The sequence below is a fragment of the Allocoprobacillus halotolerans genome, assembly GCF_024399475.1.
Taxonomy (GTDB): Bacteria; Bacillota_I; Bacilli_A; order Erysipelotrichales; family Coprobacillaceae; genus Allocoprobacillus; species Allocoprobacillus halotolerans.
The window spans coordinates 2279739-2295738 of sequence record NZ_CP101620.1; the positions used below are offsets into that span (position 1 = coordinate 2279739).

General features: G+C 32.0%; 16 protein-coding genes and 5 pseudogenes. 16 read left to right on the forward strand and 5 right to left on the reverse strand.

The window, feature by feature from the left end; translation table 11 throughout:
* Positions 1–5 precede the first annotated feature (5 nt).
* Positions 6–1341, forward strand: a pseudogene (locus NMU03_RS13430) (citrate synthase).
* A 53-nt stretch (positions 1342–1394) separates the two neighbouring features.
* Here the strand turns inward: NMU03_RS13430 and NMU03_RS13435 are convergent.
* Complete coding sequence (locus tag NMU03_RS13435; protein ID WP_290139009.1) at positions 1395–2459, reverse strand: branched-chain amino acid aminotransferase; 1065 nt, start codon at positions 2457–2459, stop codon at positions 1395–1397.
* 220 nt (positions 2460–2679) lie between these two features.
* Here NMU03_RS13435 and NMU03_RS13440 point away from each other — a divergent pair.
* The 10 genes and pseudogenes from NMU03_RS13440 to NMU03_RS13485 all read left to right on the forward strand — a co-directional run.
* Positions 2680–2957 (forward strand): annotated as a pseudogene (locus NMU03_RS13440) (5-oxoproline transporter, DUF979 family subunit); the annotation flags it as partial.
* Between the two features lie 17 nt (positions 2958–2974).
* Positions 2975–3616 carry a pyroglutamyl-peptidase I gene (gene pcp, locus NMU03_RS13445; protein WP_290139011.1) on the forward strand — a complete coding sequence of 214 codons (642 nt, stop codon included), beginning with the start codon at positions 2975–2977 and terminating at the stop codon, positions 3614–3616.
* Positions 3616–4074 carry a gamma-glutamylcyclotransferase family protein gene (locus tag NMU03_RS13450; protein WP_290139012.1) on the forward strand — a complete coding sequence of 153 codons (459 nt, stop codon included), beginning with the start codon at positions 3616–3618 and terminating at the stop codon, positions 4072–4074. The genes pcp and NMU03_RS13450 overlap by 1 nt, the downstream gene beginning before the upstream one ends.
* 93 nt (positions 4075–4167) lie before the next feature.
* The gene (locus NMU03_RS13455) at positions 4168–4401 is read left to right on the forward strand and encodes a FeoA family protein (RefSeq protein WP_290139014.1); all 234 of its coding nucleotides are present in this window, start codon (positions 4168–4170) and stop codon (positions 4399–4401) included.
* Positions 4394–5760: pseudogene (gene feoB / locus NMU03_RS13460) on the forward strand (ferrous iron transport protein B). The gene NMU03_RS13455 and the pseudogene feoB overlap by 8 nt, the downstream one beginning before the upstream one ends.
* Positions 5760–6401, forward strand: a complete 642-nt coding sequence (locus NMU03_RS13465; RefSeq protein ID WP_290139016.1) for a nucleoside recognition domain-containing protein — start codon at positions 5760–5762, stop codon at positions 6399–6401. The pseudogene feoB and the gene NMU03_RS13465 overlap by 1 nt, the downstream one beginning before the upstream one ends.
* Positions 6402–6411: 10 nt before the next feature.
* Positions 6412–7053 (forward strand): lactate utilization protein, encoded by a 642-nt coding sequence (locus NMU03_RS13470; protein WP_290139017.1) that lies wholly within the window; start codon positions 6412–6414, stop codon positions 7051–7053.
* A 9-nt stretch (positions 7054–7062) separates the two neighbouring features.
* Entirely contained in the window at positions 7063–7392 is a 330-nt protein-coding gene (locus tag NMU03_RS13475; RefSeq protein ID WP_290139019.1) for a 4-alpha-glucanotransferase, read from the forward strand.
* Complete coding sequence (gene malQ / locus NMU03_RS13480) at positions 7359–8510, forward strand: 4-alpha-glucanotransferase (protein ID WP_290142351.1); 1152 nt, start codon at positions 7359–7361, stop codon at positions 8508–8510. Before NMU03_RS13475 ends, malQ begins: the two co-directional genes overlap by 34 nt.
* Complete coding sequence (locus tag NMU03_RS13485) at positions 8507–9772, forward strand: patatin-like phospholipase family protein (RefSeq protein WP_290139021.1); 1266 nt, start codon at positions 8507–8509, stop codon at positions 9770–9772. The genes malQ and NMU03_RS13485 overlap by 4 nt, the downstream gene beginning before the upstream one ends.
* On the opposite strand, the pseudogene NMU03_RS13490 reads toward NMU03_RS13485, so the two are convergent.
* The 4 genes and pseudogenes from NMU03_RS13490 to NMU03_RS13500 form a co-directional block, all read right to left on the reverse strand.
* A pseudogene (locus tag NMU03_RS13490) lies at positions 9767–10557 on the reverse strand (type III pantothenate kinase). The gene NMU03_RS13485 and the pseudogene NMU03_RS13490 overlap by 6 nt on opposite strands.
* Positions 10551–11744 (reverse strand): bifunctional phosphopantothenoylcysteine decarboxylase/phosphopantothenate--cysteine ligase CoaBC, encoded by a 1194-nt coding sequence (gene coaBC, locus NMU03_RS13495; RefSeq protein ID WP_290139022.1) that lies wholly within the window; start codon positions 11742–11744, stop codon positions 10551–10553. The pseudogene NMU03_RS13490 and the gene coaBC overlap by 7 nt, the downstream one beginning before the upstream one ends.
* A gap of 9 nt (positions 11745–11753) precedes the next feature.
* Positions 11754–11951 (reverse strand): hypothetical protein, encoded by a 198-nt coding sequence (locus tag NMU03_RS17750; RefSeq protein WP_353956622.1) that lies wholly within the window; start codon positions 11949–11951, stop codon positions 11754–11756.
* Positions 11952–11956: 5 nt separating this feature from the next.
* A complete protein-coding gene (locus tag NMU03_RS13500) occupies positions 11957–12343 on the reverse strand; it encodes an ECF transporter S component (RefSeq protein WP_353956623.1) in 387 nt (128 codons plus the stop codon).
* Positions 12344–12584: 241 nt separating this feature from the next.
* Here NMU03_RS13500 and rbr point away from each other — a divergent pair, with 241 nt between their 5' ends.
* The 5 genes and pseudogenes from rbr to NMU03_RS13525 all read left to right on the forward strand — a co-directional run bounded on the left by rbr (position 12585) and on the right by NMU03_RS13525 (position 15991).
* Positions 12585–13235, forward strand: coding sequence for a rubrerythrin (gene rbr / locus NMU03_RS13505; protein ID WP_290139023.1), 651 nt, complete (start codon positions 12585–12587; stop codon positions 13233–13235).
* 94 nt (positions 13236–13329) lie between these two features.
* Positions 13330–13647, forward strand: a complete 318-nt coding sequence (locus NMU03_RS13510) for a PadR family transcriptional regulator (protein ID WP_290139025.1) — start codon at positions 13330–13332, stop codon at positions 13645–13647.
* Positions 13640–14239, forward strand: coding sequence for a DUF1700 domain-containing protein (locus NMU03_RS13515; protein ID WP_290139026.1), 600 nt, complete (start codon positions 13640–13642; stop codon positions 14237–14239). Before NMU03_RS13510 ends, NMU03_RS13515 begins: the two co-directional genes overlap by 8 nt.
* Entirely contained in the window at positions 14233–14466 is a 234-nt protein-coding gene (locus tag NMU03_RS13520) for a hypothetical protein (protein ID WP_290139027.1), read from the forward strand. The genes NMU03_RS13515 and NMU03_RS13520 overlap by 7 nt, the downstream gene beginning before the upstream one ends.
* 168 nt (positions 14467–14634) lie before the next feature.
* Positions 14635–15991: pseudogene (locus NMU03_RS13525) on the forward strand (sodium-dependent transporter).
* The last annotated feature ends 9 nt before the right edge of the window (positions 15992–16000 follow it).

Sequence of the window (16000 nt, forward strand, 5' to 3'; positions counted from 1 at the left end):
ATAGCATGGATAATCAAATTCAAGATTTTTTTGATAAATCATTAATAGAAAATCAAATTGATAATGAATTATATCAGACTTATTCCGTAAAAAAGGTTTACGTAATGAAGATGGTACAGGAGTTTTAGTGGGTTTGACAAAAATATCTGATGTTGTGGGATATAAAAAGGAAAATGGTGAAAAAAGGATGACTATGGAAGTCTTTATTATCGTGGAATAAATGTAGAAGATATTATTCGTTATCCTCAAAAAGAAAAGCGATATTTATTTGAAGAAATTTGTTTTTTAATTCTTTTTGGTTATTTACCATCACAGGAAGAATTTGAAAGATTTAAAAATATTTTAAGTGAACAGTATACATTACCAACTCATTATTTGGAAGCCAATATTCTCGGTTTTCCAGCAAAAAATCTGATGAATAAACTCCAACAAGAAGTTTTGATGTTGTATAGTTATGATGATGATCCTGATAATGTAGAAATTATTGAAACATTAAATAAAGGTATTAATTTATTAGCTAAAATTCCAAGTATTGTTTGTTATACATATCAAACAAAAATTCATTACTTTGATGAACAGAGTTTGGTTATTCATCATGTTCAAAAAGATTTAAGTATTGCTGAAATGATTTTATCATTACTACGACCTGATGGGCAATTTACAGCTCAAGAAGCCCAAACGTTGGATATTGCATTAGCTTTACATGCTGATCATGGGGGAGGAAATAATTCAACTTTTACTAATGTTGTCATTTCTTCAACAGGAACAGATATTTATTCAGCGGTAGCGGGAGCTATTGGTTCTTTAAAAGGTCCACGTCATGGTGGTGCTAATTTAGCCGTTAAACAGCAAATGGAAAAAGTTATTGAAGAAATTTCAGTTCATGCTTCAAATGAAGAGATAGAGCGAATTGTTTGTCGTATTTTAGATAAAGATTTTAATGATAACAGTGGTTTGATTTATGGTATTGGTCATGCTGTATATACGCTCAGTGATCCTCGTAGTGAAATTTTAAGTGAAAAATGTAAAGAGTTGTCTATTGAAAAAGGCCGTTATGATGAATATATGTTATATAAACGCTTTGGTGAAATAGCTGTGCAAGAAATATATCGTCGCAAAGGTATTCATGTTTGTACCAATGTTGATTTTTATAGTGGTCTTGTTTATAATATGTTAAATATTCCTAGTGATCTCTATACTTTATTATTTGTTGTTGCAAGAACAGTGGGTTGGATTGCTCATAATATTGAAAACAAACTGTATTCTAATCGTATTATTCGTCCCGCAACAAAATATGTTGGGGAATTAAAAGAATATCAACCAATTGAAAAACGTTCATAAAAAGCTATCTTTAGATAGTTTTTTTATGAAAAAATAATCCAGAATAATCTGGATTATTTAACCATTTTTGTCCAATGATATTTATCTTCTAATTTACCCCATTGAATACCTGTTAATGTATCATAAAGTTTTTGGGTTAATGTTCCTGTCTTGAAATCATTAATTGTAATCATTTCACCTTTATAACAAAGTTCTCCAATTGGTGAAATAACAGCAGCAGTTCCTGTTCCCCAAGCTTCTTTTAATTGTCCAGTGCGACCAGCTTCCATTAGTTCATCAATACTTAAGTCACGTTCTTCAACTTTATATCCCATGTCTTTTAAAATATGAATAATAGAATCTCTTGTTACACCTGGTAATACAGATCCCTCTAAAGCAGCAGTAACAACCGTATCATTAATGAGGAACATAACATTCATTGTACCCACTTCTTCGACATAACGACGATGAACGCCATCTAACCATAGTACTTGTGTATAGCCGTTTTCTTCAGCTTTTACCTGAGCAGCAATGCTGGCAGCATAATTTCCACCACATTTTGTAAATCCAGTGCCACCTTTGACAGCTCGTACATATTCATCTTCAACCCAGATTTTGACAGGATTTACACCTTCAGGATAATAAGCACCAACAGGTGAAAGAATAATAATAAAACGATAACTGTTTGCTGGATGAACACCAACACCTGGCTGAGAGGCATATATGAATGGACGAATGTATAATGATGTATCTGGAGCAGTTGGAATCCAGTCTTGTTCATATTTTACTAAAGCTTCAACTGCTTCTACAAACATGTCTTCAGGCAATTCCGCCATGCAAATACGTTTATTTGAGTTAATCATACGTCGAGCATTCATTTCTGGTCTAAATAGTAAGACATCTCCTTGAGGATTACGATAGGCTTTTAATCCTTCAAAAGTTTCTTGGGCATAATGTAAAACCATTGTTGCTGGATCCATTGCAATTGGACCATAAGGAACAATACGAGCATCATGCCACCCAATGTCTTTATCCCAATCCATCATAAACATGTGGTCAGTAAAATACTTACCAAATCCTAAATGATTTTGATCAGGCTTTTCTTTTAATGTTTTTGCTCTTTCGATTTTGATTTCCATAAAAATCCCCCTTTTTATAATTAATGAAATTATACTCTTTTTTAATCTTGTATACAATATCTTTTTGAGAATACTCATAAAATTTTCATTATATTTTATGAAAATACAAATATTATCAAAAATAATTTTATAAAAAAGACAAAAGTTTCTAACTTTTTATGGTTTGTATAGGTGCTTTGTTGCAACAAAATTCATTTTCATATATAATAGTGGATATTAGATTATGGGAAATGGATTTGCAGCTTTTTCAGTTATAACAGTGGGAATTGGGATTCCTTTCTTGATTGCACAAGGGGCTAATCCTGTTGTTGTCGGTGCTTTAGGTTTAACAGCTGGATATTGTGGCACACTTATGACACCAATGGCTGCAAACTTTAATATCATGCCAGCAGCATTATTGGAAACAAAAATAAATACGCAATTATTAAATCACAAGTCCCTGTAGCAATTGTGATGTTGATAATTCATATTGTTTTAATGTATGCTTTAGCATTTTAATGAAAGGATGATGTGAAATGAAAATTTTGGTTACAGGTTTTGATCCTTTTGGAGGAGAAAAAATTAATCCGGCGATTGAATCAGTTAAGAAATTGCCTGATGAAATTGCAGGGGCAGAAATTGTAAAATTGGAAATACCAACGGTTTGTCATCAGTCTTTAAAGGTCATAGATGCAGCTATTGCTCAATATGATCCAGATGTGATTTTATCAATTGGACAAGCTGGAGGACGCAGTGATATTACTGTTGAAAGAATTGGAATTAATATTGATGATTGTCGTATTCCTGATAATGCAGGTCAACAGATTATTGATGAACCTATCTATCCAGATGGACCAGCAGCATATTTTTCTAATTTACCAATTAAAGCAATGGTAGCAAAAATTCAGGAATTACATATTCCGGCATCTGTATCTCATACAGCTGGTACATTTGTATGTAATCATGTTTTATATGGTGTCAGACATATGATTGAAACAAAATATCAAGGAAAAAGAAGTGGTTTTATTCATATTCCGTTTTTACCTGAACAGGTCGTTGATAAAAAGAATATGCCAAGTATGAGTTTGGATACAATTGTACAAGCACTTATTGGGGCGATTGAAGTCATTGCTACAACACAGGATGATTTAAAAGTAACAGGTGGTGCAACACATTAATGATACGTGTCTTTGTATATGGTTCTTTAAGAAAAGGTATGTATAACTATGATATTTATTTAAAAAATCAAAGTGTATATTGTGGTAATGGATACATTCAAGGAAGTTTAATGACAATTACTGGTGTGATATATCCAGCGTTTTTACAAGAAGGACAGGACTTGGTTTTGGGTGAATTGTATGATGTCGATGAACAGACTTTTAAACGTTTGGATGAGCTAGAAAGCTACTATGGTGAACATTGTCAGGATAATGAATATAATAGAGTTTGTCTGGATATTTTGGATAAAGATGGTAAAAAAATAGATCAAGCCTATGTCTATGAATATAACATGGATAATCCACATAATGTTACTGTTTTAGGTGAAGATATTTTGGAATTAGATTATGTTCAATATATTCAAAAACAAAAATTAAGAACACAAAGTGTGTTTGATGATGATATGATTCTTTTTTAAAGATAAGAGTTTTAAACATTACGTTTAAAACTCTTTTTCATATTTTCATTGTTAAAAAAATGCGTTATAATGGATAAGTAATGAGGTGAGGGTATGACTTTAGATGAAATGAGTCCACAGACATTGGTACAGATAGTTGCAGTCAATGGGAAAGGACTTTTAAGGAGACGATTATTAGAAATGGGGCTAACACCCCATACTTTGGTTAAAATTAGAAAAGTAGCACCAATGGGTGATCCAATAGAAGTCTATTTAAGAAGTTATGTATTGACTTTAAGAAAAGAAGATGCTTCTTTGATTGAAGTAAAGGCGGTGGAACATGAGTAAAAAAATTGCTTTGATTGGAAATCAAAATTGTGGAAAAACAACATTATTTAATGCCTTAACAGGTTCATCACAACATGTTGGAAATTTTCCAGGGGTAACTGTAGAGAAAAAACAGGATTCATTAAAAAGCATAAAGATGAATTGGAATTGATAGATTTACCGGGTATTTATTCATTATCTCCCTATACTTCAGAAGAAATTGTATCTATTCGTTATTTATTGGAAGAAAAACCATGTTTAATTATCAATATCATAGATGCAACGAATATGGAAAGAAATCTTTATTTAACAACTCAATTGTTGGAATTAAATATTCCTATGATTTTAGTATTAAATATGATGGATGAAGTTATAGTTAGTGGTAACAGTATTGATATTGATGGTTTAAAAGAATGTTTAGAAATGGATGTTGTGCCTATTTCAGCAAGTAAAAATGAAGGAATTGAAGATGTCATTACAGCTATTGAAAATAATTTAAATAAACCATCACATCATATTGATATTTGTCATGGTGTTGTGCATAAGGCCATTCATTCTATTTCTCATATTGTGGAACAAAGTGTACAATCTTCACATTTACCATTACGCTATTGTGTGACCAAAATAATTGAAGGTGACGAAGATATGTTTGATCAGTTACGTATTGATCAAGGAGATCGTCATATTATTGAGCATATTTTAGAAAAAATGGAGGAAGAAGCAAAAACAGATCGTGAAGCGGCTTTGGTTGATATGCGTTATTCTTTTATAGAAGATGTTTGCCAACATACTGTTTTTATTGAAAGTGAAACCAAGGAGCAAATTCGTTCTGAAAAAATTGATCAGTTGTTAACGCATAAATACTTAGGAATTCCTATTTTTATCTTTATTATGTTATTGATTTTCTATTTAACTTTTTCATTAATAGGAGCGCCTTTACAGGATTTGATGGATATGCTTATCAGTCAATTTTCTGATATGATCATTCGACTTTTAGAAAAGAATGATGTTGCTTTTTGGTTGCGTTCTTTAGTCGGTGATGGTATTCTTGCCGGTGTTGGAAGTGTTTTATCTTTTTTACCAGTCATTGTCATTTTATTTTTCTTTTTATCAATGTTAGAAGATAGTGGTTATATGGCAAGGGTGGCTTTTGTTATGGATAAGGCATTAAGAAAAATTGGACTTTCTGGTCGTTCGTTTGTTCCTATGTTGATTGGATTTGGATGTAGTGTACCAGCGATAATGGCCACACGTACTTTGTCCAGTGATAGAGATCGTAAGATGACTATTATTTTAACACCTTTTATGTCCTGTAGTGCTAAATTGCCAATATATGGAATGATTATTGCTGCTTTTTTCCTCATAAGGCAGCGCTTGTAATGATAACAATATATTGTATTGGTATATTGGTTGCGATTGTTTCGGCCATATTGCTTAAAAGTACTATTTTTATAGGAGAACCAGTACCCTTTGTTTTGGAGTTACCAGCTTATCGTATACCAACTCTTAAAAATGTTTATTTAAATGTTTTAGATAAAGCCAAAGATTTTATTCATAAAGCTTTTACTATTATATTTATGGCATCCATTGTGATTTGGTTTTTACAAAGTTTTAATTTTACATTTGATTTTGTATCTGATAGTTCACAAAGTATGTTAGCAACCATAGGATCTTTTGTCTCACCTATTTTTGCTCCACTGGGATTTAATGATTGGCGTGCTTCAACGGCTCTTATGACTGGTATTACAGCAAAAGAATCAGTTGTTTCTACTTTAACTGTTTTAACACAGTCTTCATCTACAGCAGCTTTCAATCAAGCTTTGGTTGGTATTTTTACACCTTTATCTTCTTTTACATTTTTAGTTTTTACAGTTTTATATATGCCTTGTATTGCCGCTTTTGCTGCAACGAGACGTGAACTTCATTCGTGGGTGCAGGCAATTTTAACAGTATTGTTTCAAACTGGAATGGCTTATCTGGTAGCGTTGCTTATTTATCAGATTGGACATTTTCTCATTTAGGGGGATTAAAATGGATAAAAATTATGAAACATTATTGCATATCAAAGAAAATCAGTTAATCAAAGCATTTGAAAAAAATAATATGAGTTGTATGGTTGTTAAAAATAAAGAAGAACTGCATCATTATTTAAAAAATATTTTAATAGCACAAAAGAAAGTAGCAGTGGGTGGAAGTGTAACCCTTACTAAGTTAGGTGTCCTTGATTTGATTCAAGAAAGTGATGTTCAGTTTATTGATCGCTATGAAGAAGGATTATCTGATGAACAAGTTTATGAGAGATTACGTGAAGGGTTATTATCTGACATTTTTATCACAAGCACGAATGCTTTAACGATGGATGGATGTCTCTATAATGTTGATGGTAGAGGAAATCGTGTATCTGCAATGATTTTTGGGCCACGTGAAGTTTATGTGATTGCAGGATTGAATAAAATTTTTAATAATGAACAAGAAGCGATGACACATATTCGTGAGTATAGTGCTCCAGCTAATGCGTTGCGTTTAAATAAGAAAACACCATGTACAAAACTTGGTAGCTGTCAGGATTGTTTCAGTGAAGGACGAATTTGTTCAAGTTATGTTAAACTTGGTTATCAAGGTCAAAAGAATCGTATACACATTATCATTATTGAAGAAAATATTGGATATTAGGTGAAAATTATGAAAAAAACAGGAATACTTTTTCCTATTTCAGCTTTGCCAAGTGCATATGGAGTAGGGGATTTTGGAAAAAATGCATATCAATTTATTGATAAAATTGCTCAAGCAAGAATAAAGATATGGCAAATCTTACCCTTGAATCCATTAGGTTATGGTAATTCTCCATATCAACCGTTATCAAGTCACGCAGGAGATGAATTGTATCTTGATCTTGATACTTTTATTCAAAATGGTTTGTTGAAGGAAGAGGAAGTAAAAAAGAAATATCACAAAATTTATATGTTGACTACACAAAAATCAGAAAACAAAAACAAGAATACTATCAATTAGCTTTCTCGCGTTTTGTGCCTGATGATGATTATTATGCTTTTGTTGAAAAAAACAAGTCATGGCTCTATGCATATGCAGTTTTTAGAGTCTTTAAAACATATCATCATGAACGTTCATGGATAGAGTGGGAAGAAGAATATAAAAATTTTCAGCAAGATCAAACATTTTCCTTATTACCATTTACAAAAGATATGGATTATCATATGTTTTTACAATATTTCTTTTTCTTACAATGGCAACAATTAAGAAATTATGCCCATCAAAAAAATATTGAAATTATTGGTGATATGCCTATTTATGTTGGCTTGGATTCAGCGGATGTTTGGCAGAATCGTGAAAGTTTCTTATTAGAAGAAGATGGAACACCATCTTTTGTGGCGGGTGTACCACCAGATTATTTTAGTAAATTTGGTCAAAGATGGGGAAATCCTCTTTATGATTGGGAATATTTAAAAAAACATGATTATACTTTCTGGGTGGAACGTATGAAAGCATCGCAACAAATGTATGATTGCGTACGCATTGATCATTTTAGAGCTTTTGATACTTATTGGGAAATTCCAGCTAGTGAACCAACTGCGGTTATTGGAAAATGGATTGAAGGACCTGCTTATGATTTGTTTGATGCTTTATATGCCAAAGTTCAGAATTTATCTATTTTAGCTGAGGATTTAGGTGATTTAAGAAGTGAAGTTTATCAATTAAGAGATTATTATCATTTAAAAGGAATGTATGTTTTTCAATTCCATTATGCCTCAGATTTTGATTTTTCTAAGGTCGTTGTTTATAGTGGAACTCACGATAATGATACATTAAATGGCTGGTTAAAAACACTTAAGAAAGCAGAATATAAAAAGTTAGAAACATTATTAAAAGATTATTCAGAAACATGGATGTATCAAAAAATCTTGCATTATTGTTTGGATTTAGAGGCTCAAGAAGTCATTATTCCAGTGTGGGATATCATGGGAAAAGACAGTGATTGTCGTTTTAATGTTCCTGGGCAAATTGGATCACCTAACTGGGAATACCACTTAACGGATTTTAAAGAATTTGATGTCTATTTAGAACAGTTCTCTCATATGATAAAAGAGAGTCAAAGGGGTGATGAATCATGAAAAGAGCGATTGTTTTAGCTGGTGGAGGAGCGAAAGGAGCTTATGAAGCTGGTTTTATCAAGGCTATTCATGAAGCCAAAATGGATTATCAGATTGTGACAGGAACATCTATAGGTGCTTTAAATGCCTGTTTATTAGCACAAAAGGATATAGATGTTCTTTTGCATTTATGGGAAAGTATAGATGAAAAAGATGTTTTTGCTGGTGGATTACCTAATTTGGCTGGTGATTTGGAGCATATGTTAGATCAATCTCATCTTGCTGTATCATTTTTTAAAGCTTATGTGAAAGAAAAAGGTGCAGATATTAGTCCATTGAAACAATTGATAAGAGATTTACTAAACGAAGATAAATTATTGAAATCACCGATTGATTTTGGTTTATGTACAGTTCATTATCCTTCATTAAAACCATTATATATCACTAAAGAAGAAATGCCACGTCAACATATCTACGATTATTTATTAGCCAGTGCCTCATGTTTTCCTTTATTCCCGATTCATCATTTTGCGAATCAATCTTTTATTGATGGAGGCTATTATGATAATGTTCCTATTGATTTGGCTTTTGCAATGGGAGCAGATGAAGTGTTAGTTATAGATATGGCTTATCCTGTTAAGCATCCCTATTATCTTCATCGCCCAAATATTCACTATACTTATCCACCCGTTCCATTGAATGGTTTTATGGATTTTTCAAGGGATTCTCTTGATTGTTTGATGCGCTTAGGCTATCTTCAAGGTCAAAAAACTATGCAGAAATATGTTGGGAATCGTTATACTTTTTTACCTTTTCAAACTTCATTGTTTGAAACAGTTTATCAAAATGTCTTATATACGGAAAGAAGAATAAGAGAATATACAAGTAATAGCAGTAAAGATCATCTTTATCAACAATTTCTTGAAAGCCATTTTCAACAGCCGCTCTCTAAACAGGATTATTTATATGTTCTATTAGATTGGATTTGTGAACTGTTAGACAGAGATATTAGTTATGCTTATCATTTTGATATGTTAGTTGATGATATTATAGAGGATTTTCAGGAGTATCAAAAGAGTGATTTTTCAGGAATTCTTAATGGTGATTTGCATATTTTAGAACATTTGCATAATCGTGGTATTGTGGGAATGCTTTTACATTTTTTGTTTTATCCTGAACATGATAAGATTGGTATGGATAGATTAATGAGTTTATTTGATAAACAATATATGATGGCATTATTTATAAAAATGTTGTATTTAAAAAAACAAAGTCTGTTATAGACCTTGTTTTTCATATAAGTTTCTTTTTGTTTTATCATAAATAATTTTTAATCCTTTAAAAGTGAGATCAGCATCATAAATATCAATCATATCTGTTTCTTGAGCAATCATTCTACCTAATCCACCAGTTGAAATGACTTTCATATCTTGTTGATATTCTTTTTTGATTTGTTTAATTAAATACTCTGTCTGTCCAATATATCCAAAAAAACACCAGCTTGCATACTTTTAATTGTATTTTTAGCAATAATACGATCAGGTTTTTTGATTTCAATTTCTGGAAGTTTGGCTGCGTGTGAAGATAAAGCATTGGCACAAATACCAATTCCAGGAGCAGTCGCTCCACCTAAGAATTCACCTTTATGACTGACAACATCATAAGTTGTTGCTGTGCCAAAATCAATCACTAAACATGGACCACCATAAGTATAGTAGGCACCAGCCGCATCAACTAAACGGTCAGCCCCCAGTGTTGAAGGATTATCAATACGAATATCAATGCCAGTTTTCACACCAGGACCAATAAAAATTGGATTTTTGTGTAAATATTTTTTAATACAGTTTGTAAAAGAATAATTGATTTTGGGAACAACGCTGCTAATGATGATATCTTCAATATCTTGAGTCGATATTGAAGAGGCATTTAAGAAGGATAATAACATAAAACCGTATTCATCAGATGTTCTTTGAAATTTCGTAGTTAAGCGATAAGTCCCAATTAATGCATCTTGATGATAGATTCCCATTGTAATATTTGTATTTCCAATATCAATAACAATTAACATTTTTCATCCTCCCATTGTTTCATTTGATTTAAAATTAAAACAGACAATTCATTTTTAGACATCAATTCATAATGTTGAATATCATCTGGAGTTAAAATACTGACAACATTTGTATCTCCTTGAAAACCAGCACCTTTTGTTTTTAAATGATTGGCAACAATCATATCACAATTTTTCTTTTTTAATTTTTGTTTAGCATTTTGAATTAAATCTTGAGTTTCCATCGCAAAACCACAAATAACTTGATGAGAACTTCTTTGTTGACCGATTTTGTAGAGTATATCCTGATTTTTTTGTAATTGTAAAGTGAGTGTATCATCACTCTTTTTTATTTTTTCTTGGGCAATTGTTTGACAACTATAGTCACCCACAGTCGCTGCCATAATAATATAATCATAATCATGAACACGTTGCATGATTTCATCGTGCATTTCTTTTGCACTGACAACATCAATCACTTCCACACCATAAGGTTTGGCTAATGATGTTGGACCACTGATTAATGTGACTTGTGCTCCCAATAAAAAGGCATGACGCGCTAAAGCATAGCCCATCTTTCCACTTGAATGATTGGTAATAAAACGAACAGGATCAATGCTTTCCTGCGTTGGGCCGGCACTCACTAAGATCTTTTTGTTTTGTAATGTTTTAGGCATCAACATATATTCAATCATTTCTAATAGAACAGATTCATCAGCCAACTTTCCTTTTCCTACATCACCACAGGCAAGAAGTCCAGCTATTGGTTCAACAAAAACAACCCCTGTATCTTTTAGAATTTGCATATTTTTTTGTGTTATTGCATTTTCATACATATGAACATTCATAGCAGGAGCTATTAATTTAGGACAAGTTGCAGCTAGAAAAGCACTTGTCAACATATTGTCAGCCATCCCATAAGCCATCTTAGCAATCGTATGAGCACTCGCTGGAACAACCATAAATAAATCTGCATCTTTGACGATATCTATATGAGTAATAATGGCAGGATTTTCATCATCGAATGTATCAACATAAACTTTACGTTTTGTTAATGATTGAATACAAACAGGTGTAATAAAACGCGTGGCACTCTCACTCATCATAACTTCAACCAGATATCCTTTTTTTACTAAATCACTAATCAACTGAACACTTTTAAAGGCAGCAATGCTACCAGTTATACCAATAATTATTTTTTTAGACATTTGATCACCTTATTTCTTAATTTGAATTAGAATACGTGAAACAATAACCGCAATAATTGTTCCAACAATGGCTTCTAATAAACTTGTTGTCGCAATAAGCGTTAAAAGGTAGGGGAGTAGTTTTGAAAAGGTCATACCAAGTGCACTAGCATATTGATGACCAAAGAACAGATAAATCCCACCTAAAACAAGAATTGTATTTGTCATTGCTCCTAAAAAGCACCTAGCCCCATTGCGATGATTGTGTGCTTTTTCAATTTTTCATAAATAAAACCTGCAACATATCCAATGCATACTCTTGGAATAATTGCAACGACCATACTCCAGAAAGAACCACTGATAAAAGGAGAAAAGACAAAAGATGTAATAGTAGGCTGAATAGTATTGATAACTAAGCTAGATAAGCCAAAAACCAGACCAATCATTGCACCTTGTTTTTTTCCTAGAACGATTCCTGCAATAATAACGGGAATATGCAAAGTAGTAGCACGTAACGGGCCAATTGGAATAAATCCTAAAAAGGGAATCATAACCATTAAAATCTCAATGGCTATAAAAAGCGACATCAATGCTAAATTCTTTGTTTTTTGTTTATTCATTTGTACCTCCACTGTCATTTCGTTACCGAATACGACGTTTCTTTATTTTGTAAAAAAGAATAGTTAGTGCTATAAAAGTCACTACTTTCAGCATTCTTTTTTTCATTTCACATTATACATGGTTATATAGACAAAAGCAATCATAGAATATTATCAATAATGATTACTATTATTGAAAAGTTATTGAATTAATTTTTAAAGGGTGTATAATGAAAGTAGATGAATAAGGAGGAAAAAAATTATGGCAAAATGGGTTTGTATAATTTGTGGGTATGTTCATGAAGGAGATGTAGCTCCAGAACAATGTCCTATTTGTAAAGCTCCAGCTAGTCAATTTGAAAAAGTAGAAGAAAAGAAATCTAAATATGCTGGAACAAAAACTGAAAAGAATTTAATGGAAGCTTTTGCAGGAGAATCTCAAGCAAGAAATAAATATACTTACTTTGCAGAAATGGCAAGAAAAGAAGGTTTAGAACAAATTGCTGCGATTTTTGAAGAAACAGCGAATCAAGAAAAACAACATGCGAAAATGTGGTTTGCTGAATTTCATGGGATTGGGGCAACTGATGAAAACTTAGAAGTTGCTGCTGCTGGTGAAAATGAAGAATGGACTGATATGTATAAACGTATGGCTGAAGAAGCAAGAGAAGAAGGATTTGAAGAATTAGCTATTAAGTTTGAAAATGTTGGTAAAGTAGAAAAATCACATGAAGCACGTTATTTAAGATTATTGAAAAACTATAAAGAGGGAAAAACATTTAAAGGAGATGCACCAAAAGGATGGAAATGTAGACAATGTGGTTTCATCTATGAAGGTGAAGAAGCTCCTGAAAGATGTCCAACTTGTGGCTATCCAAAAGCTTATTTTGAAAGAATGGCTGAAAATTATTAATCTAGATGACAAAATGGTGAGGGAACTCACCATTTTTATTTGTTGACACATAATACTATGTAATATATAATATAATGCATAAGGAGGTTTTGCAATGGATCCGCAGCTAAAGAAAGGTTTTTTAGAATTTTGTGTTTTAGCCAGTCTGGTTCAAAAAGATTCTTATGGTTATCAAATTGTAAAAGATGTGAGTGAGTGTATAGAAATTTCAGAATCAACTTTATATCCTATTTTAAAAAGATTGGAATCAAAACAATTGGTCACAACATATAGTATTGAACACAATCATCGTTTACGTCGATATTATCAAATGACGGAACTGGGAAAACGCCGATTATTAGAATTTATGGAACAATGGCAGGATATAGAAAAAATTTATCATTATATTGAAGGAGAGTTGAAACATGACTAAACAAGAATTTATCGCTTTGCTAACACAAGCATTAAAAGAAGAAAGCTATGAAACAGTTGTGCAATCAGTATCTTATTATGAAGAAATGATTGATGATTTAATGGAAAATGGTTATAGTGAAAAAGAAGCTATTCATAAGTTGGGAAAATTAGAAGATATAGTTGCCCAAATGAAAGAAAGCGATGAAATCATTGAAATGAAACCGATTCAAAAAAGTCATTCGATTGTTTTGATTATCGCTTTGGTTTTGACATTTCCATTATGGGGTAGTCTATTAGCGACTTTTCTCATTTTACTTTTATGTGCATATATGTGTATATGGTTGATTCCATTTGTTGCCATTATCTTAACAGTCATGGGAGTTATTTGTTTTATCATTGGGATTTTTGGAACATTTCCACTTTTTGTTAAGAGTATGGCACTCGGTATAACTCAATTAGGTGTCAGTGCTATTTTTGGTGGTATTGGGATGCTGGGAATCTGGCTTACGATGAAAACATATCATGTTATTACACAAAAATCTATTCAACTTGCAAAATGGACAAAAAATATCTTTATTTTAATGTTAAGAAAGGTTGGTTACGTATGTTAAAAAATGAATTCATCAGTCGTATTTTATTAATAGCATTTGGTTTTTTGATGACAATGGGTATTGTTTTAAGTGGTATTGGTTTTGCTATGGGTGGAGGCATTGATTATTTAAAAGAAGAAGATCATCAATGGTATCAGCTTGTATCTGTTCAGGATGATTCTATTTATATTGGTCTTTCTTTTAGTGAAGATATGATTATTGGTGGTATTAATATTCCTTTGCCTTAATTTATTTTTATTAAATTCATTAATATTGAGCGTGAGATAAGTAAATATATTAAGACATTTGTTTAATCAATGATGATAAAGTAAAGTGGTGATAGATTTCATCACCTTTTTTGTTTTCTTTTAATTGGAAACAGTGTAAAATAAATCTATGTGGAGGAAGAACGATTTATGGAAAGGGAAAAATTTTCATCACGTTTTGGATTTATTTTAATTTCTGCTGGCTGTGCTATTGGACTAGGAAATGTCTGGCGTTTTCCTTATATCGTAGGAGAATATGGTGGAGCCATTTTTGTTTTGATTTATTTATTGTTTTTGGTGATATTGGGTGCACCAATTATGACAATGGAATTTGCGGTAGGTAGGGCCAGTCAAAAAAGTGCTGTGAAAGCTTTTGAAACCTTGACCCCTGAACGTAAATGGTGGCGATGGTTTGGTTATTTTCAATCATTGGATAATTATGTCTTAATGATGTTTTATACAACTGTAGGTGGTTGGATGATTTCTTATTTTGTAAAAATGTTCAAAGGGGAGTTTCAAGGTGTTTCTCCAACATCGGTAGCACAAATCTTTGATCAGTCTTTACAAGATCCTTTTTTACAAGTCTTTTGGATGTTTTTTGTTGTTCTATTGGGATTTGGTATTTGTTCAATGGGTCTTCAAAAAGGTGTTGAAAAAATGACAAAAATCATGATGTCAGCATTATTTTTGTTTTGGTTATTCGTGCAATCACATTATCAGGTGGAAGCAAGGGGTTGGCATTTTATTTAATACCACAAATTGAGATGATTCAAAAACATGGATTATTAGAAGTGATTTTTGCTGCTATGGGACAAGCCTTTTTTACTTTGAGTTTAGGTATTGGTGCCATAGCCATCTTTGGTAGTTATATTGGTAAAGAAAGACGTTTATTTGGAGAAACGCTTAGTGTTTGTACACTTGATACACTTGTTGCATTTTGTTCTGGGTTAATTATCTTTCCAGTATGTTTTGCTTCGGTGTAAATCCAGAAAGTGGTCCTAAACTTGTCTTTGTCACTTTACCAAGTGTTTTTAATGAGATGTGGTTAGGACAGTTCTGGGGATGTTTGTTTTTCTTGTTTATGGCTTTTGCAGCCTTATCAACAATTATTGCTGTATTTGAGAATTTGATTTGTTTTGGTATTGATCTTTTTGGCTGGACTAGAAAAAAATCTGTAAGTATTCATTTGATTGTTATTCTTGTTTTATCTTTACCTTGTGCTTTAGGATATAATATCTTTGCTGATTTTAATCCTTTTGGGCCAGGAACTTTTGTACAAGATTTAGAAGATTTTTTAGTCACTTATAATTTCTTGCCTTTAGGTTCATTAGCTTATCTTATTTTTTGTACATCAAGATATGGCTGGGGATTTGATGCCTTTTTAGAAGAAGCAAATGCAGGTAAGGGGATTGTTTTTCCAAGATGGTCACGCATTTATCTTAAATATATCTTACCAGTGATTATTGTTGTGATTGTTATACAAGGTTATTGGACAATTTTTAGTTAGATGTTTTCT